15 protein-coding genes and 4 tRNA genes are annotated in these 19727 nt (G+C 40.2%); 5 read left to right on the top strand and 14 right to left on the bottom strand.

Translation table 11 applies throughout. The features are described 5' to 3' along the window. The first annotated feature begins 265 nt into the window (after positions 1-265). Both B3E00_RS08610 and B3E00_RS08605 read left to right on the top strand, forming a co-directional pair. Entirely contained in the window at positions 266-1561 is a 1296-nt protein-coding gene (locus B3E00_RS08610) for a sugar MFS transporter (RefSeq protein ID WP_293884135.1), read from the top strand. A gap of 140 nt (positions 1562-1701) precedes the next feature. Next, positions 1702-2547, top strand: a complete 846-nt coding sequence (locus B3E00_RS08605) for a DUF2911 domain-containing protein (protein WP_209578523.1) — start codon at positions 1702-1704, stop codon at positions 2545-2547. Positions 2548-2615: 68 nt separating this feature from the next. Here the strand turns inward: B3E00_RS08605 and cdaA are convergent, their stop codons facing one another. Continuing rightward, complete coding sequence (gene cdaA / locus B3E00_RS08600) at positions 2616-3410, bottom strand: diadenylate cyclase CdaA (RefSeq protein WP_209578522.1); 795 nt, start codon at positions 3408-3410, stop codon at positions 2616-2618. Between the two features lie 60 nt (positions 3411-3470). On the opposite strand from cdaA, the gene B3E00_RS08595 reads away from it, so the two are divergent. Next, positions 3471-4187 carry a pyridoxine 5'-phosphate synthase gene (locus B3E00_RS08595; RefSeq protein ID WP_209578521.1) on the top strand — a complete coding sequence of 239 codons (717 nt, stop codon included), beginning with the start codon at positions 3471-3473 and terminating at the stop codon, positions 4185-4187. Positions 4188-4315: 128 nt separating this feature from the next. Here the strand turns inward: B3E00_RS08595 and lepB are convergent, their stop codons facing one another. From lepB to B3E00_RS08570, 5 genes are all read right to left on the bottom strand, one after another. Next, positions 4316-5884, bottom strand: a complete 1569-nt coding sequence (gene lepB / locus B3E00_RS08590) for a signal peptidase I (RefSeq protein ID WP_293884139.1) — start codon at positions 5882-5884, stop codon at positions 4316-4318. 16 nt (positions 5885-5900) lie between these two features. Continuing rightward, complete coding sequence (dapB, locus tag B3E00_RS08585; protein ID WP_209578519.1) at positions 5901-6644, bottom strand: 4-hydroxy-tetrahydrodipicolinate reductase; 744 nt, start codon at positions 6642-6644, stop codon at positions 5901-5903. A gap of 182 nt (positions 6645-6826) precedes the next feature. Continuing rightward, positions 6827-7549 carry a DUF5683 domain-containing protein gene (locus tag B3E00_RS08580; RefSeq protein WP_209578518.1) on the bottom strand — a complete coding sequence of 241 codons (723 nt, stop codon included), beginning with the start codon at positions 7547-7549 and terminating at the stop codon, positions 6827-6829. A gap of 1 nt (position 7550) precedes the next feature. Then, entirely contained in the window at positions 7551-8486 is a 936-nt protein-coding gene (locus B3E00_RS08575) for a ParB/RepB/Spo0J family partition protein (RefSeq protein ID WP_209578517.1), read from the bottom strand. Between the two features lies 1 nt (position 8487). Further along, a complete protein-coding gene (locus B3E00_RS08570) occupies positions 8488-9285 on the bottom strand; it encodes a ParA family protein (protein ID WP_209578516.1) in 798 nt (265 codons plus the stop codon). 226 nt (positions 9286-9511) lie between these two features. Here B3E00_RS08570 and B3E00_RS08565 point away from each other — a divergent pair, with 226 nt between their 5' ends. Then, on the top strand, positions 9512-10033 hold the full coding sequence (locus B3E00_RS08565) for an NADPH-dependent FMN reductase (protein ID WP_209578515.1): 522 nt from the start codon (positions 9512-9514) through the stop codon (positions 10031-10033). A gap of 80 nt (positions 10034-10113) precedes the next feature. Here the strand turns inward: B3E00_RS08565 and B3E00_RS08560 are convergent, their stop codons facing one another. Continuing rightward, positions 10114-13059: a M16 family metallopeptidase gene (locus B3E00_RS08560; protein ID WP_293938068.1), complete on the bottom strand. Its 2946-nt coding sequence runs from the start codon at positions 13057-13059 to the stop codon at positions 10114-10116. Between the two features lie 257 nt (positions 13060-13316). Here B3E00_RS08560 and B3E00_RS08555 point away from each other — a divergent pair, with 257 nt between their 5' ends. Next, on the top strand, positions 13317-14498 hold the full coding sequence (locus B3E00_RS08555) for an acyloxyacyl hydrolase (protein WP_209578513.1): 1182 nt from the start codon (positions 13317-13319) through the stop codon (positions 14496-14498). A 119-nt stretch (positions 14499-14617) separates the two neighbouring features. Here the strand turns inward: B3E00_RS08555 and B3E00_RS08550 are convergent. The 7 genes from B3E00_RS08550 to B3E00_RS08520 all read right to left on the bottom strand — a co-directional run bounded on the left by B3E00_RS08550 (position 14618) and on the right by B3E00_RS08520 (position 19713). Beyond that, positions 14618-14692: transfer RNA gene (locus B3E00_RS08550), tRNA-Val, on the bottom strand. A gap of 34 nt (positions 14693-14726) precedes the next feature. Continuing rightward, a tRNA-Val gene (locus B3E00_RS08545) sits at positions 14727-14801 on the bottom strand. A gap of 9 nt (positions 14802-14810) precedes the next feature. Then, positions 14811-14888, bottom strand: a tRNA-Val gene (locus tag B3E00_RS08540). Between the two features lie 9 nt (positions 14889-14897). Then, a tRNA-Val gene (locus B3E00_RS08535) sits at positions 14898-14975 on the bottom strand. Positions 14976-15105: 130 nt separating this feature from the next. After that, positions 15106-17175 carry a putative porin gene (locus B3E00_RS08530; protein ID WP_293938066.1) on the bottom strand — a complete coding sequence of 690 codons (2070 nt, stop codon included), beginning with the start codon at positions 17173-17175 and terminating at the stop codon, positions 15106-15108. Between the two features lie 113 nt (positions 17176-17288). Beyond that, positions 17289-18104: a purine-nucleoside phosphorylase gene (locus B3E00_RS08525; RefSeq protein WP_293938064.1), complete on the bottom strand. Its 816-nt coding sequence runs from the start codon at positions 18102-18104 to the stop codon at positions 17289-17291. Positions 18105-18222: 118 nt separating this feature from the next. Continuing rightward, positions 18223-19713 (bottom strand): sodium:solute symporter, encoded by a 1491-nt coding sequence (locus B3E00_RS08520; RefSeq protein ID WP_209578510.1) that lies wholly within the window; start codon positions 19711-19713, stop codon positions 18223-18225. Positions 19714-19727: the final 14 nt, after the last annotated feature.

Genomic DNA, 19727 nt, shown 5'->3' with positions numbered 1-19727 from the left:
TCCAAAACCATCAAATTTTAATCTGTCAGATTAAAATTTAAAGGAGGATAAATTACAATTTATCCTCCTTTTTTTCTACGAATTAATTCCCAAAACCGCGCAAAAATATGCCTTTATTTATTTCCTATATTCAATAAATTTAAGTAGTCTTGTACGTTGGATAGTTTAAAAATCAACAAAATAGCATGCAATCGATTGCTTAACGCTACTTTTTCGACAGATTTCTACTGCGTGAACGATAACTTAACTAAATATAATTAAAAAAATGACCACTAATCCTAATTCGGGTAAAACAGCAATAGTCCCTATGCTCATTTGCTGTGCATTATTTTTTATTCTTGGATATATCACTTGGGCCAATGGCGCATTGATCCCTTTTGTACGCTTAGCATTTAATTTAGAGACCGACACACAAGCATTTTTAATTCTGTTCGCGTCGTATATTGCCTATTTTTTTCTCGCATTACCCAGTTCATGGATTTTAGGGAAAACAGGCTTCAAAAATGGATTAGTGGCCAGTCTGGTGTTAATTATTTTAGGCGCCCTTATCATTATTCCTGCCGCATCAAACCTGAGCTACCAACTCTTCTTGGTTGCTATATTTGTGCAAGCTTCAGGCATGGCGCTTTTACAGACAGCGATTAACCCTTATTTAAGTATAATCGGCCCCATAGAAAGTGCCGCCCAAAGGATCTCCATCGTAGGGATTTTCAATAAAACAGCTGGCATGATTGTTCCAGTAGTCTTGGGGAGCATCCTATTAAAAGATTACGACAGCATTTCCAGTAGAATCAAAGAACTCAAAGCAGGTGCAGAACACGATGCACTGTTAGCGGAATTATCTGAAAGGCTTCATGGACCCTACATTGGAGTGGCTATCGGTGTTGCGATTTTAGCGATTGTCGTATTTGTTGTAAAAATGCCCGAAGTTGATGTCAATAAGGAAGAAGAAGCAACAGATGACGCTGCTGTCACAAGTACTAAAAAGACAAGTATCTTTCAGTTTCCACATCTATTTTTAGGATTTCTCGCTATTTTCTTCTGCGTTGCAGTAGAAGTAATGGCAGGCGACATCATCGGAACTTATGGGAGATTATTATCTCTGCCGCCATTTTTTGTTAAGTATGGCACTACGTTTACACTAGTATGTATGCTAGTTGGCTATTTCATTGGTATTATCTCTATTCCGAGGTTTGTATCGCAGCAAACCGCTTTACGTATCTGTACAATTGTTGGAATAACATTCACGGCAATTTCAGCATTTTCTACAGGACTGACGTCTTATATCTTTGTGGCCCTATTGGGTGTCGCGAATGCATTGATGTGGCCAGCAATTTTCCCACTGGGTATAAAAGGACTAGGACGCTTTACGAAAACAGGATCAGGCATTATGATTATGGGTATTGCCGGAGGAGCAATCTGGCCTTTGATATATGGTTATTTAAAGGACACTTTACATGTTGACTTCCAACATGCGTTTCTCTTTGCGATGGTTCCGGCCTACCTGTATATCTTATTTTTTGCCACTAAAGGGCATAAAATTGGAAAAGAAAACGCTTAATAGAACACCTTAGTGCAACTAGCGAAAGGGCATCTAAAAATAGATGCCCTTTTTCTGTGAAATTCTTCCTATTTTTAGAAGATAGATAGAGGCGTGAAACTGTTCAAAACGCGTAGACAACAAAACAAACAATGATACAGATGAAAAAAAATCTTTTTGCAATTGCCATTGCCGCAACCATGATGTTTACGGCTGGAGAATCTTTTGCTCAAATTAAGCTTCCTGCAGCCAGCAGCTCACAAACGATTACACAAGGATTAGGTATTGAAAATGTAACACTAAACTATAGCAGACCAAGTATGAATGGACGTAAGATCTTTGGTGATCTCGTCCCTTATAATCAGGTGTGGCGTACAGGAGCAAATACCAATACCACATTAACTTTTGAAGGAGATGTTACATTAAATGGCAATAAGCTTTCAGCAGGAACCTATTCGCTTTTTACTATCCCAAACAAATCGGAGTGGACCATCATCATCAGTAAAAACACAAAACAATGGGGCGCATACACGTATAAACAAACCGAAGACGCTTTACGCTTCAATGTTAAACCACAGACATTAGCCAATCCGGTGGAAACTTTTACCATCGCTTTTGACAATGTTACGCCAACGGATGCGGTTTTAAGTTTGGCTTGGGAAAAAACTGCTGTAAAAATTGCCCTTAAAGTAAACCAGCAGGATAAAATATTAGCTTCAATCGATGAGGCTATGAAAGGGGAGAAAAAACCATATTTTGCAGCCGCTCAATATTACTTTACTAATAATTTGGATCTGAATAAAGCTTTAAACTGGTTCGATGAAGCTGCTAAAGCCCAACCCAAAGCTGCACATGTTCTTTATTGGAAAGCAAAAGCTCAATTGAAAGCAGGAGATAAAAAAGGAGCGGTGGAAACTGCCACGAAAGGTCTTGAAGTGGCCACAGCTGACAAGAATGCTGAGTACATCAAGTTGAATACACAAGTGATCAATGCTGCGAAAAAATAGCGGTCTATACATAACAATGCCCCAAAAAGCAACTAACTTTTTGGGGCATTGCATTCAATGATCACTTTTTACAACTCATCTTTCAGTAGCTGCTCAAGTTCTTCCGGCGAAACGTTCATATTGACATTTCCATCTTTCGCAAAAGAGATCTCGCCAGTCTCTTCTGAAACAATAACAGCAATAGCGTCGGAGACTTCCGTTACTCCAATTGCCGCGCGATGCCTTAATCCAAATTGCAAGGGCAGATCCTCACTATCCGACAAAGGCAATACACATGATGCTGTCATAATCTTAAAATCGACAATAACGACCGCACCATCATGCAAGGGACTATTTTTATGAAAAATACTTTCAATCAAACGTTTGGAAATATGAGCATCGATATATTCACCACTACTCTGGTAATACTCCTCATCAAAATATTTTGAAAAAACCAACAATGCCCCGGTGCGCGTACGCGACATACTTCTACAGGCTTCAATTACAGGTCTTAAATCATCCGTCAAATCCTTTTGTATAGCCTTCTTATTCCCGATAAACGACCAAAAAACCTTTTTTCGCTTCATCGATATATTCTTCCCAACATGCAGCAAAAACCGCCTGATTTCCTGCTGGAATACGACAATCAACGCAATCGAACCCACCGATATAAAACCGCCGAATATTTCTGTCAGCAAACGCATATGCATCTGCTTGACGACAATATAAACGCCATAAAACAATGCGACACCAATTAGGATATTAACAGCAATGGTACCCCTAATCAAACTATAAATATAGTAGATAATAATCGCTACCAATATAATATCGATAACGTCCAAGAGGCGAAAGCCGCTAAATAGGCTATAGTCGATTCCATCCATACATGCAAGTTAAAAAAAAATAGATATTATTCGTATTTTTACAACACAACATACAGCAAAATGACTAGACTTTCAGTAAATATCAATAAAATCGCAACGCTCAGAAATTCTAGAGGTGGGAATAATCCTAATCTAGTCTCAGCAGCATTAGCCTGTGAACGTTTTGGTGCTCAGGGTATCACTGTTCACCCCAGACCTGATGAAAGACATATCCGCTATCAGGATGTATTTGACTTAAAAGCAGCAATTCAGACTGAGCTGAATATTGAAGGAAACTGCCAGGAGCAGAAATTTATAGACCTTGTATTGGCCAATAAACCAGCACAGGTTACGTTAGTACCTGATACCGAAGGTCAATTGACCTCCAATCATGGCTGGGATACCATTAAGAACAAAGCTTACCTACAAGATATGTGCAAATTGTTCAAAGATGCCGGGATACGTGTTTCTATTTTTGTTGATCCTGTCGAAGAAATGGTAGAAGCTGCCGCAGAAACAGGAACAGATCGTATTGAACTTTATACAGAAGGATTTGCAACGGAGTATGGTTTCGATAAAGAAACTGCTATAAAGCCCTATTTCAAAGCAGCCTTAAAGGCGCGTGAAGTTGGATTAGGACTCAATGCAGGCCATGATCTGGACCTCAACAATCTGCAATATTTCAATCAGCATATTCCGGAATTGTTGGAAGTAAGCATAGGCCATGCACTTATCTCCGATGCACTATATTTAGGATTAGAGGAAACGATCAAACGTTACCTCGCCTGTTTGAAGTAGTACAACTTTCGGCGAAGACCGAGGCCTATAAGCAGTAAACACAAGTTATTTCAGAAAAAAGGGCTTTCTTAATGAAAGCCCTTTTTATTACCTTCAGATCAGAAGGCTAGCATGTTGATTTGCACCGATTAATGAATCCCCTTAAAGATTCGATTCCAGCGAATTTTCGAAAGTCCCGTACCAATGTCATCCCAGCTCATCCAAGTAAATAAAGCCTTTCCAACAATATGATCCTCAGGAACAAATCCCCATCCCCTTGAATCTAGCGAATTATGCCGATTGTCACCCATCATCCAAAAGTAATCCATTTTAAATGTATAGTGATCTGCTTTAACATCATTGATATAGATTCCATCCGACCGCTTTTCAAGCTTATTATTCTCATACACGCGGATAGCTCTTTCATAGATGGGTAAAGTCTGCTCATTTAAAGCAACTGACCAACCTTTTTTCGGAATTAAAATCGGTCCAAAATTATCAAAATTCCATTTATATTGCGCATCATATGGATAAGCACCTTCTCCAACGGGGCTCCTTCTGATTTCTTTGACATTCGACCAGGACTTTACAATGGCCAGCTCATCTTGAGTCATGAACAACTGATAGACCCCAGGCTGCTGATCGCCACCTACTGCTTCAATTCTCAACTCCTTTAACCTTTCCATATTTAAGGGTGTACCATCCGTTAATACCAGATAGTCCAATTGACTTTCAGGAGGATCAAATCCCGGTTGATCATTTACAAAAAGCTTGGCATCTTTCATGGAAATCTTATCCCCTGGCAATCCCACACAACGTTTAATATAGTTCTCACGCTTATCAATCGGCCTTGCCTGAATCGTAAACTGCGAATTCACGGTCTGCCAGCCATACGCTCGAACAAGATCATAATAACTTGCATTTTGGTTTTCGAGGGCGACAGTATCACCAGCGGGAAAATTAAAGACGACCACATCATTGCGCTCAATCTTTTGAAATCCAGGTAGACGTTTATAAGGGAGTTCTATCAATTCAGAATATGCTTTCCCTCCTGTAATGGGCATGGTATGATGCGCAAAAGGAAAAGCAATCGGCGTATTAGGAATACGTGGCCCATAATTCAACTTGCTGACGAATAAGAAATCGCCAACCAACAAGGTACGTTCCATAGATCCTGTCGGAATCATATAAGCTTCGATCAGAAAACCACGAATAAGGGACGCTGCGACAGTGGCAAATACGATAGCATCAGCCCATTCGCGTACCATAGACTTTTTGTATGGATATTTAATTTTATACTCTTTATAGGATTCAAGGGCTATTTCGGCACGCTTCTCTTCAGTCATTACAATGCCTTCCTGACTAGCAGCTTTCAGATTCTTAGCGTACAGGCCGTTCAAAAAACGCACATTATTATCCTTTGCCCACATGGGCAGCACGATAAAAGGGACTAAAACCGCAGCCGCATTCTCCCAAAAACGACGCTTCCCAAAACAATGGATAAAATCAAGATAAAGATTATAGAAAATAAAGACATTGACAATTGGAACGAGCAATAATATTACCCACCATAGCGGTCTCCCCATCAATTTTGCCTGAATATACTGGCTGTAAAAAGGAACGATCGCTTCCCAGCCATTTCTGCCAGCTTTAACAAACAATTGCCACAACCCATATCCCGATATTGCTGTTAAAACCGCAAATATAATTAAGCCCATAAACTACTAATTAGTACTATTTATTAAAATCAAAAATCTCTGTAACTTGATAAAAGCCTTTTTTACCATTTAACCATTCCGCAGCAACAACAGCACCCAAAGCAAAGCCATCACGGCTATGTGCAGTATGCTTAAATTCTATCTGGTCAACCTCCGAACTATAAAGTACCGTATGTGTTCCCGGAACTTCTTCAATGCGATGACTTTCTATCAAAAGTTCTTGGGGCTTTGGAATAATTTCATCTTGCTCGCCAACGACAGTATTCACCCAGTTGGTCTTCACATCACTATTCTCCAATATCCCCTCAGCAATGGTTATTGCGGTACCACTCGGAGCATCCAATTTGTGGATATGGTGAATTTCCTCGACTTGAACATCATATTGCTTGTAAGGTTGTAATGCTTTTGCCAACATGCGATTGATATGGAAAAACACGTTCACACCGATAGAAAAGTTAGACCCGTACAAAATCGAACCTCCAAACGCCAAACACTTCGCCTTAACATCTTCCAATTGATCGTACCAGCCCGTTGTCCCTACCACAATAGGCACCCCTGCTTCCAGACAAAGATTTATATTATCCAATGCTGCAGAAGGCACACTAAAGTCTATCGCGACATCAGCTCCTCTCATATCATCAGCAGTCAGGTTAGGACGATTATGTTCATCCACAACTAAAAAAATTTGATGGCCTCTTTTTAGTGCGTATCTTTCGATAATCTGCCCCATTTTGCCATATCCCAAGAGAATGATGTTCATATATTCAGAAAAAAGTATAGTTTATTTTTAAAATTAAAAAATTTCAATGAAATACCCCTATTTAAAAACCATAATCCTTGATCTTACAGACCGTGTAAAACTAATATTACTGAAATTCAGATTATACATCCCCACATCAACAGTCATTTTCGATCGAAATATGAGGTTGAAGAAATCAGATTTTAATTGAATTTCATGGTCAATTTAAGTCCAACAGTTGGTTTAAACGAATAAGTTCCCGACGCGAGACTGGCATCCATTAGAGTCGGTCCAATTAATAAAGCAGTCTTTTTAGGCTTATCATCACCAATGCTCCAACGATATTTAAGCATCGAGTCGATATAGGCTTCGGCGACGTTAAGGCCATACACTCCCAAAGTAAGAAGCACCATGAGATCGCGATCTCGCCGCGCATTATCTTTTGCACGAATGATAGACTGCTCGGAAACGTTGAGATAATATGGATCGATTGGCCTTCCAAGAGCCTTGTCTTGCAATACCCCCAACAATTCTTTATAATAACGGTTATTAAAATCAAAAACAAGCACAGTTGTCAATAACCCGCCATAAATTGCAGGGACCTTTATCCACCAAACGCCTCCATTTGTATATTGTCCCCATCCGGGAAGAACCAAAGAACGTTTCCAGGCTTGCTTATTTTTTGCTTCAATAGCCAAGCGGGTCGAATCTTTGAACACCACCTTCTCCTTTGCCTTAGCTTCCTCTTTCTCCCGCTTTTTACGTTCTTTCCTAGATTCTTTCTTTACAGTATCCTGTACCCCTTTTTGCTTTATGCTATCTATTTTTACAGGTGCCACTTGTTTCTTCGCAATGGAATCCACCGTCTGCCCATGTACTATCGCCAGCGCAAACACTGCAAGTATCAAGCTTATTAATTTGGCCATATTACCAATCTAATAATTCTAGAATGCGACTTAAATCATCCTCTGATTCAAAAGGGATCTCGATAGCACCTTTCCCTTTGGTACTCTTGAGATTCAATTTGACACGCGAAGAGAATTTAGATGCCAGATCATCTTCAATTTTCTGTAGTTGAAAAGACATCGGAGCTTTATCCTTTCCAGCCTTTTTCTTACCACCTTTTTGTAGTTCACGAACCAATTCCTCGGCCTTACGAACAGATAAACCTTGATCAATAATCAACTTAAAGATATAAAGCTGCTTATCAACTTCAGGAATATTAATCAATGCGCGAGCATGTCCCATGGTCAATGCTCCATCCCGTATCGCCGCTTGAATGACAGGCGGAAGTTTCAATAAACGAAGATAATTTGTGACAGTAGACCGGTTTTTACTCACACGCTCTCCCAGCTCTTCCTGCTTTAAATTACACTCCTCAATCATGCGCTGAAAACTCAAGGCTACTTCAATCGCATTTAAGTTCTCCCGCTGGATATTCTCAATCAAAGCCATTTCCAGCATCTGCTGGTCGTTGGCTGTACGGATATATGCTGGAATTTCGGTAATGCCAGCCAAACGTGAAGCACGGAGACGACGTTCGCCGGAAATCAATTGATAATTACCATCCGAAATTTTACGTACGGTGATGGGTTGAATTAACCCCTGTAGACGAATAGATTCCGACAGTTCCTGTAAGGCAACCGGGTCAAATTCTGTTCTCGGTTGAAAAGGATTGACAGCTATTTCTTCTACACGGACATGGCTAATACTGCCATTCTCATTCGTTGTTTTTACAGCTGTGGTTGTAACTTGAGGAGCTTCTTCCACTTGCTGATTACTTTTAGCAGGAACTTCTACACTATCGTTTAATAGCGCACCTAAACCTCTTCCCAGTCCTGTTTTACGCTGATGTGCTGCCATATTATGCGGTTACTGTTTTATTCATTTCACTAAGATGCCCGTTTTTCTGTAAGATCTCACGCGCCAAATTCAAATAATTGATTGCCCCTTTACAGGACGCATCATGCATGATAACAGAAATTCCAAAACTTGGAGCTTCGCTCAAACGGGTATTCCGCTGAATAATCGTATCAAAAACTAAATCCGTGAAATGTGTTTTCACTTCCTCGACCACCTGATTAGACAGCCTCAAACGGACATCGTACATGGTCAACAAAATCCCTTCAATCTCCAAGCTCGTATTTAAACGATTTTGAACAATCTTAATCGTGTTTAATAATTTACCAAGACCCTCTAAAGCAAAGTATTCGCACTGTACAGGAATGATGACGGAGTCCGAAGCAGACAGTGCATTGATTGTAATTAAGCCCAAAGAAGGCGAACAGTCAATGATAATAAAATCATAATCATGTTTCACCTGATCCAAGATTTTTTTCATCTTGTACTCCCTTTCATGCATATTGATCATCTCAATTTCTGCCCCAACCAAATCGATATGAGCAGGCAAAAGGTCAAGATTTGGCGTTTCTGTCGATTGGATAGCCTCCCGGGGATCCAAATCATTTACCAAACATTCATATACACTTGCGGTGATTGTACGCGGGTCAAAGCCAATCCCAGAAGTAGAGTTTGCTTGAGGATCTGCATCCACTAACAATGTTTTATATTCTAAAACCGCCAAACTAGCCGCCAAATTAATTGACGTTGTGGTTTTTCCGACCCCACCCTTTTGATTTGCGATTGCAATTACTTTTCCCATCTGAATGAAAATCTTTCTTAATTAAAATGTCATTTTATCCCACATGTCACTTTTTTGAAGATCAATTTGCCAAAATCTCTATCCGCAACTCAAATTAACAGAACAAGTTCAGCATATTTCGTACTTTTGACGAAGCAAAAGCACATATCCTCAGGATGCTAAGATACAAAAAATCGAGATATGTATCCACTTTGAAATTGCGCTTTTTATAAGTACCAACAACACAATGATTTTAATAATATCCGGAACAAACCGCCCCAATAGCAAGACGTTAAAAATAGCAAAGTGCTACAAGCAAATACTTGATCGTAAGTCAATTGAAAGTGACATTTTTTCTTTGGAAGATCTACCAGCAAACATTTTAGAGACAGATCTTTATGGCAAAAGAAGCACAGCATTCGAACCTATCCAAGAAAAGGTCAGTAAAGCGGAACTGTTTATCTTCATCGCCCCAGAATACAACGGAAGTATACCCGGAGCACTCAAGCTTTTTATTGACTGCTGCACATTTCCGATCAGCTTTTATCACAAGAAAGTTGCATTGGTCGGACTATCTTCTGGACGCTATGGCAACCTCCGTGGAATCGATCATCTCACTGGGATATGCAACTATTTAAGAATGCATGTACTTCCACTCAAGATTTTTATACCCGGCGTTCAGAATGAATTGAATGATGACGGAGAGTTATTTAAGGAAGATACACTGCAATTCATCAATGAGCAGATTGATGAAATTATCCGATTCTAATAACCCCATACCAAAAGAAGCCTTCAGTATCACTGAAGGCTTCTCTCAGGTGTATAAAGGCTACGCTAATAGCGGCTGAGCTAATACCCAAAAATCTCTTTTAGATCCAGCTTCTTAACTTCGCCTAATTTGGCGAGATCAGCTGGCTTAAGACTGTCTTCTTTCGCTACGATACAATAAACATAGGGCTTTTGACTCATTTCCTTTTTATGAAAAGCATGCAGATTGTCATACGTTAATTTCGGTGCCTCTTCGTAGACGACTTTACGAATATCAGTTGTATTTCCCAAGCGTTGTGCTGCCAAATAACTCCCTAAAATAGCAGCATTCAACACACGCTCACTGGCAATTGACTTTTCTAGACTAACTTTCGCGATATCCAGTCCTTTAGCACTTTCAGGCAATACATCCAACAACTCGTTCATGCCTTTAATCGCATCGTTAAACTTATCTGCCTGTGTGCCGACGTAAGCTCCTACCGTATACCGATTGCCTTTTTTATACGGTTGGCCATAATAAGCATAAGTGGAATATGCCAAAGCTTTTGACTCACGGATAGTCTGAAAAACAATACTTCCCATGCCGCCGCCAAAATAATTATTAAATAACGAAACTGTAGGCGTCAGGGCACTGTCGTAAGCTTCTGAACTTCTATACCAAAACACCTCAGCTTGCTTCATATCAAAATCAGCAAAAAGCACCTGATTCTTGGTTGTTGGTAACTCTTCAAACACAACCGCCTTTTTTGCCGCTACGTAGGCTCCGGTACTTTGTTTTAAAGGCTTCGCTTTCGCCACAAATTCCGTAGCCGATAACGGACCAAAATAAAGCATTGTATGCTTCATATTAACCAAATCGTGCAACACCTTCACCAAGTCTTCCGCTTTTAAAGCATCCAATTCAGCATCTGTAAACACATTATTAAATGGATTTTTAGCACCATATTTTGCATAGGATTTCAAGCCCTCCATGATTGCAGTCTTGCTTTCTTTCGCATTTGCTCTCGCTTTTTTTGCACGGGCAATATACATTTTGAAAGCTTCCTGGTCAGCAACACAATTGCGCAACAAATCTTGGATCAAGTTCAATGTGGCCGTGAAGTTTGAATTTAAACCCGAAATCGACACCATGGTCTCTTCGTTACCGGCAGACACCGAAAAATCAGAAGCTAATTGATAAAAATCTTTGCTAAACTGTTCACTTGACTTATCCTTTGTACCCAAAAATTCAAGATAACCAGCAGCTAAAGCCAATAACTTATTACCCCATTTTCCACCATCAAAACGATAAGACAGGGAAAACAGCTCATTATCTGAGTTCTTTACAGCAAGCACTGGCAGTCCATTTGCAGTAGCTTTCTGAATAGCTTTATCATAATCTACCCATACCGGCTGGATTTTATCCTCCGGCATTGCTTCAACCCGCTTTAGGAAATCGGATTGGTCGTCACGATTGACCGTTACAGGCGTAATCTCTGGTTTAACAACCTTAACTACACTGTTGTCCACCCCCTTACGTTTATAAACGACAACATAATTATTGTCGTTCAGGTATTTGTTTGCAAAGTCCACCACATCTTGCTTGGTAATCTTATTTAACTCATCCGAATACCCCACAACAGATGCCCAATCTTGACCAGAAGTAAAGGCATCCATCAATGATTCAGCGCGGTCGCCATAGCTTTCGTTCTGTTTAATTTCATCTTTCTTTGCATTATTGACAATTGCGGTTATCAGATCATCCGAGAAATCACCTTTTCTCAATTTCGCCAATTCTTGCAACAGTAGCTGCTTTACCTCTTCCAAGCGCTGTCCCTGACCAGGATTACCTTGTAGTAGCAGCAAGGAATAATCTTTTAATACGTAAGGAAAAGCACCAGCACCCAACAATTTTTGGTTCTTCACCAAATCCAGATCGATCAGACCCGCAGATCCGTTCGTCAAGATCTGACTCATCAAATTGAGCATGCGGGCATCCTTCGTTGCAGCACCCGGAAAACGGAATCCCATCAGCATAAACTCTGCATCCGGACCTTTGACCTCACGGACAATAGGTGTCAAAATTGGTTTTTCAGCATCAAAAGTGTAGGCAGGAATCTCTTTGGGCTGCATAAAAGCAAAGCTCTTATCCACTTTTTTAACGACCTCAGTAGGATCAAAATCACCCGACATAATAACACCCATATTATTAGGGACATAATACGTATGGAAATACTCCCGAATTGCCTTCAACGACGGATTTTTAAGATGCTCAACAGTCCCAATTGTGGTCTGCTTTCCATAATTATTATCAGGAAAAGCCGCTGAAAACATCGATTCCACGGCCTTACGATTATCTTTATCGAGACTTATATTTTTCTCTTCATAAACAGCTTCAAGCTCGGTATGAAACAAGCGCAATACCGGATTTCTAAACCTTTCCGCCTGCACTGCCAGATATTTATCCAGCACATTGCTAGGAATTTGCTCTTGATAAACAGTCTGTTCAAATGAAGTGAAAGCATTCGTTCCTTCGGCCCCCATCGACGCCATCAATTTATCGTACTCATTGGCTATCGCATATTTAGCAGCCTCTCCAGACACTTGATCAATCTCCTTATAAATTGCTTTCCGTTCGGTTTCGTCTGTTGTACTATTGTATTTCTCATAGAGCGCATCAATCTGGTCCAGCAGCGGCTTTTCTTTGTTCCAGTCTTTCGACCCAAATTGATCTGTTCCTTTGAATAGCATATGCTCCAGATAATGCGCTAAACCAGTATGATCTTTCGGATCTGTTTTACTACCCGCCTTTGTAGCGATGTACGTTTGAATACGGGGTTCCTTTTTGGTGGGACTCAATATTACAGTTAAGCCATTTTTTAACTTATAGAACCGCGAATGAGTAGGATCGTTGGTTACGTACTTGTAGGTATACCCCCCTTCAGATGCTTCTTTCCAATTAAATTTGGCGTGCTGAGCAAACAAAGCACCCCCCGCTGTTGTTAGTACAAACGTAACAGCAGTAATTCTAAATAGGTTTTTAATCATATTTCCTTTTTCTTTTCAGCTCAAACTTAGATAAATTGCTTTTTATATGCAATATAATTAAAGGCATAACCCACAATTATTTATCCATTTGATATCGTGACAACGAAGGGCACAATTCCCTGTGTCGGATTAAAAAGCTGTAGCTAAAAACGGGCAGTTTTGATACCTTTATATCCCATCCGTTTAAATACTTTTGTTACAATGGTATATCATGCTTACTTTTGCAAAAATTTTAAAAAACGCTAACGTTTTATTTCATGACATCAAGAATACTTGCTTTTGTAACCTTGGCACTGCTTTCCTTTCGTACCACAGCCCAGGTTACACCTCGAATAGAAACTTCAACAGACACTTTACAAAGCCTTATCCCAGCCAAGAAAAGACTTATATTTCAACTTGAACATGAAAGCGGCGGCGAACTTAAATTCAATGAACGCTCCAAAGAAACACTAGCTGATTCTTACTATAATGGGTTAAATTTCAGAGTAGGTTTTCAAACCCAGTTTCAAGATTCAATAAAAAGCATCTACAATGAACTGTACAACTATCCGATCTACGGTATCGGTATCTATAGCAGCACCTTTGGACAGGAACATCTGGGCCAGCCTTTTGCCGCATACGGCTTTGTGGCTATCCCCATTCGACCAAAAGTAAATTCGAGATGGAATTTCAATTATCGGATTGCCCTCGGTCTCTCCGGCAGATTCAACCCCTATAACGAAGAAGATAACCCTTTCAACCTCCTTATCGGCAGTAAAAACAACGTTTTTATTGATTTCGGAATTCAGGCCAACTATCGGTTAAACAAACATTTTCAGGTTGGTGCTGGCGCGGCATTTCACCACTTCAGCAATGGAGCACTGGCATTACCCAATACAGGGATAAATCTCGTCCCTTTGAGTTTATCCGTTTCGTATACACCAACAGACAAGCCATTTGACTACAGAAAAACGCATATTCCCCCGATGGAGAAAACCGAAGAGCTACATTTCAATTATGCCTTTGGTTTCAAGCAGATCGATCGGGAGCATGATAGCCAATATTTTAAATCGATGTTGGGAGCTTATTATAGCAGACATTTGGGCTACAAATGGCGCCTCGGCGCTGGGGTTGATGCATTCTATTCTGCCAGCGGGAATGATGAAAAGGTGGCAGGCGACAAAGCTGGCAAATTTTCAGCCTTATTTTCGTATGGACCAGCGTTCTACATCGACCATGTTTTAAACTCCAGATTGTATATCAACGGAAATGTAGGGGCCTACCTGCATCGCAACAAATTCAATGGCGAGAGCATGCCCATATACCTTAGAGTAGGTGTACGCTATAAAGTCTACAAAGATTTCTTTGCTGGCGTTTCTATTAAAGCCCATGGAGGTAAAGCCGACTTTATTGAATGGACGACAGGCTACGGCATTAAGCTAGGTAAAAAGAAGAACTAACAATAAAATAACCACAAGAGATTCCCAAAGCAGACTAACTACCTGAAAGGGAATTTCGAAATTTACAGGCAATTCAATGCATAAAAAAAAGCGTTCATGATGAACGCTTTTTTTTATTGTGGGGATTACTGGGTTCGAACCAGTGACCCCTACCTTGTCGAGGTAGTGCTCTAAACCAGCTGAGCTAAACCCCCTAACGAAAAAAAAGCACCAGTCAATGATGCTTTGTGGAGGCTACAGGATTCGAACCTGTGACCCTCTGCTTGTAAGGCAGATGCTCTGAACCAGCTGAGCTAAGCCTCCGTTTTGGATTGGTGGAGAATACTGGATTCGAACCAGTGACCCTCTGCTTGTAAGGCAGATGCTCTGAACCAGCTGAGCTAATTCTCCGACTTTGTATGGTGGAGGCTACAGGATTCGAACCTGTGACCCTCTGCTTGTAAGGCAGATGCTCTGAACCAGCTGAGCTAAGCCTCCATACTTTTTTAAAGAACGCCGTTCCCTAATTGCGTGTGCAAATATAGCTTAAAAATTCTATTCTCAAAATTATTTTATAAGATTTTATGCCTTAACGATCACAACAAGCTAAGAAACACCGAAATAATTTTTAGTCATAGAACTTCCACGAAATTCCAAACCTAAAGTTGGCGGTATTCATCGGATAGCGCCGAACCGTGTAGTATCCGTGTGGATAGAAGTTCTGGTTTAAAAAATTATAGCTCAAAAACATGTTTACCCGTTGTATGTTTGCTGTAATCCACAAATCCATAATTGGATAAGTCGAAAACTCGATTTGCTTATATGCATTGTAAAATTGCCCTGTACCAACCGAATAATTTGGATTTGCATAAGGTGTATTAAACTTCGCATCCAAACCAATGCTGTAATCAATTACTTTATAGAAAAGATTGCTGTAATACAAACTATGCCAAGTATACAATTCGGGAACCGCCAATACGTTTTGTTGATCTGTCTTTTGATAGACAACCAGGTTGTCTAAAGTAAAATGGTTCAATTTAAATTTTTGTCCGACCGTTACCTTCAATAAATTGGCCTTATCCAATTGGGTCGGAACAATCCATTTGTCATTTTTAGGATCGTCCTGCGGATTGGGCCGCTCTGCAAAATACGTATAATTATTCATCAGGAAATATTCAACCTTACCATGAAAACCAAGCATCGGATTAGCATATTGAAAACCGAGATTCTGAATTTTAGTCTTTTTAAGATCCAAATCATTCCATTTTGCATACGTATAATTTAAATTCTCAAAAACCATCTCAGGGGACTTATTCTGTGAATACGCAGAAAGCGTTACCTTTCCGATTTTATCGCCCATAGCGATATCCGCTTTGGCATCATATAAAAAATCCCCAAAATTGTGACCGAATACAATCTGATTCGCCTTCAAACTAAAATCAAGACGGTCGGAAAACTGATAGCCCAATTCGCCCTTTACGATGCCATTTTGGTAAAAGCGATCAAACGTGGTGCTATCCGGCAATTTATTAATCGCCTGCGGATAAGCCGCGCGGTTATTATAATAGCGATTGGAATCGAGCTGGTTTTGCTCCACCCAGTTCATATCGTGCTGAAACGCCAGGTTTAATTTTGCCTCATTCTTAAATACCGACTTCCCACGGAGGAAAAAGTTGTATTCAAACTCATTCGAAACATTTGTAATCAGGGTCTTATCATTATTTAATGCCAAGGCTTTGTTGTTGTAGGGCAACACTGCATTCTGATCATCCGTATTCTTGAAGAAGTTATAGGTTTGTCTTCTAATACGGGTATTGTGCGCCATGCTATTGGTAGGCCGAATCTCCATGGTGGGCTTACCTTTATCAATGGTATCCAATCGCCCCACGTAAAGCGACTGTCTTAGAAAAAATGATTTATCCCACCATCTGGATCGTGGAATCACATTCTTGTCAGAATTGCCAAATTTAGGGTTAAAACGATTTGGAGCCTGTCTGTTTTCAGGTGCAAACGGGCGATCTTCGGTAATAGAGCCATTTTCCATGGCATCCAACCGGTTAAATACCGCATTGATCAACAGGTTATACCGATTATTTTTTGATTCGTACCACGAGGCAATTGAAGCCTTTAAGTCGGAGTAATTCTGATTCAGGTAATAACCATCCGTTTTAGTCGAATGGAAATCCACATTCATATTCCATTGGGAATTGATATTTTGCGCTACCCGAGCCCTAAAAACCTGATCATTAAAGAAAAACCCCACCGCTGACAACTCAGAGTATCTGGCCCGTGCCCTAAAATATTGAACCGAATCAGGATTTAGTAAATAACGCTCCAATGCGGTAAAACCAGACTGAAATCCAATGGTTTTTTTAGGCTGAAACAGCAGGTCGCGCGTAGCCAGACCATAAGAACCGAGATTCACACTGGGATTCCAAGGTAAATTTTGCGGGTTATAATATTGGTAATTATGATGTGAAGTGTCAATCTGTCTTGTATAGGTGCCTTTTTTCAACATATCCAATGTTGCATAGCGGATATACTTGGCCGATAGGATAACAGAATCCTTTTTTCCGTCCTCCTTGGCTCTCGCCGAATCCAATGCACTGCTCCAATCCTCTTTGCTCTGCGCAATGACATCCATGGAATAAATAAATAAAAAACACCATGCGGCAAGAATGCGTACAAACAACTTCATCTAAAATTATATAAAAACCAAAAAAGCTAAATTCACCTGAATGAACCAATTACCCTTCACCCTACACAAATCCGACAACCTTCTCCCTCACCGGTGTTACATGAAGATGCAATTTATTGCAAAGCTATTAATTCTTTCAAAATTAATGTCATTTTAGGTTCCGCTTTCTCCGCAACCGCAACAATTTCCCGCAGGGATACAGGTTTAAGCTGTTCATGAAAGCCTTCATCCGTAACAACTGAAATGGCAAATACCGGTAGCCCCATATGATTGGCAACGATAACTTCCGGAACCGTACTCATACCGACCACATCCCCACCGATCAAACGCATATAGCGATACTCCGCTTTGGTTTCCAAATTAGGACCCGCAGAAGAAACATAAACAACTTTTCGTGCAGTAATCGTGTGTTGGCTCGCAATTTCAAGAGCCTGTGCGATCATCTCCTGGTTATACGGCTCACTCATATCCGGAAATCGTGGGCCAAACTCAGCCAGATTTTGTCCGCGAAGTGGATTGTCGGGCAATAAGTTGATGTGGTCTTCAATAATGCCGAGGTCACCCTTTTTTACCTCAGGATTTAGCGATCCGGCAGCATTTGAAACAAACAATTTTTTTATCCCCAACACCTTCATAATACGGATTGGAAATGTAATCTGCTGCATATCGTAACCCTCATAGTAATGTAGCCTTCCTTGCATGGCGACCACATTACGGCCACTCAGCTTGCCAAAAATAAGCTTACCAGAATGAAATTCAACAGTTGAAATAGGGAAATTAGGTATATTGGAATACATCAGCTGATACTCGACTTCAATCTCATCAACCAATTTACCTAAACCGGTACCTAGGATGATACCGAACTCTGGAGTAAAATCTCCAATTTTTCTACGGATAAATTCCGTAGTCTCATTTATGCTATGATACATACGTACAGAAAAACTAAGTATATCAAACTTAACTTAATTTTTCTGTACGTACAAATCAAATCAATACTTGTATTTACATCTTCTCACCAATGGAGAAACTTTTTATAGCCAAAATGTATTAGTTGTGGGACAATGCGCTTTCGCTAGCTTTACCCGGCGTACTGATCAAAAGCATCACAAATGTAATAAAGCCATTAATGATAATTAGATCCAATCCGATAACATAAGGCGTATGCACCTCGATAATATAGGTCTTAAGCAAAAATAATATAGTTGGCGAAAGGATACAGATGTAAGGTACAGCCTTATCCCGCACCGCATATTTTGTAAAAATCCCAAAAACAAATAAGCCCAATAAAGGTCCATAGGTATAGCTCGCCGCGGTAAAAATTGCATTGACGACCGAATCGTCATTGATGAGCTTAAAGACAAGAATAACCAATAACATCACAATAGAAAAGCCAAAATGCACATAGTTACGCTGTTTGATCAAAGCTGGATCATTGGGGTTTTCCTTTTTATTGAAGTTCAAAAAGTCTACACAAAAAGAAGTCGTTAAGGCCGTTAGCGCACTATCCGTCGTTGCAAAAGTAGCAGCTGTCAAACCCATCATAAAAATAATGGCAGGAACGATGGTCAAATGGTTCAATGCAATTTCCGGATACAAATAATCACGCGTGGCCAACTGGGTGACATCAATACCGTTTTTAGCCGCATAGATATACAACAGAGCGCCTACAGCCAAAAAGAAAATATTAATGACCACAAAAACGCTTGTAAAAGTGATCATATTTTTTTGCGCCTCTTTAATGGTCCCCATCGATAAGTTCTTCTGCATCAAATCCTGATCGAGCCCTGTCATCGCAATGGTCACAAAAATTCCTCCCAAGAATTGTTTCCAAAAATTTGCTTTACTGCCCACAAAATCATCCCAGAAAAAGATCTTGGAGTAGCTACTTTCTTTCACGGCCTCAAAAGTATCCACAATACCAAAATCCAATCCTTTTGCCATAAAATAAATGGAAAGAATGACAGCAGTCACTAAGAAGGTAGTCTGTAGGGTATCTGTTACGATAATCGTTTTTAAACCGCCCTTATTGGTATACATCCAGATTAACACCAAACATATAACGACCGTAATCGCGAAAGGCACATTCCAGGCATCAAAAATAAAATGCTGTAATACAATGGCGACCAAATATAGACGAAATGCGGAACCTATCGTTCGGGAAACCAAAAAAATAGCGGCACCAGTTTTATAAGTAGTGTGCCCAAAACGCTCTTCCAAATAGGTATAGATAGACGTCAGATTCATTCGGTAATAGAGCGGAAGCAATACGTAGGCAATAATGACAAACCCCACTGCATTGCCAAGAACGAATTGGAAATAGCTGAATTCGGAAGCACCGACGGCACCGGGAACTGAAATAAAAGTTACGCCGGAGAGTGCGGTACCGATCATCCCAAAGGCGACCATATACCATTTAGAATTACGGTTTGCAACAAAAAAAGTAGAGTTATCAGAAGCTCCCTTTGAGGTAAAGTGCGCAACTGCTAGCAAAACCGCAAAATAGATTATTATAAAAGATAATAATATTACTGGTGACATAGTTTGTTTTTAAA

Source organism: Sphingobacterium sp. UBA5996 (assembly GCF_002429765.1).
GTDB lineage: Bacteria > Bacteroidota > Bacteroidia > Sphingobacteriales > Sphingobacteriaceae > Sphingobacterium.
This window is presented reverse-complemented; position numbering and strand designations above follow the sequence as displayed.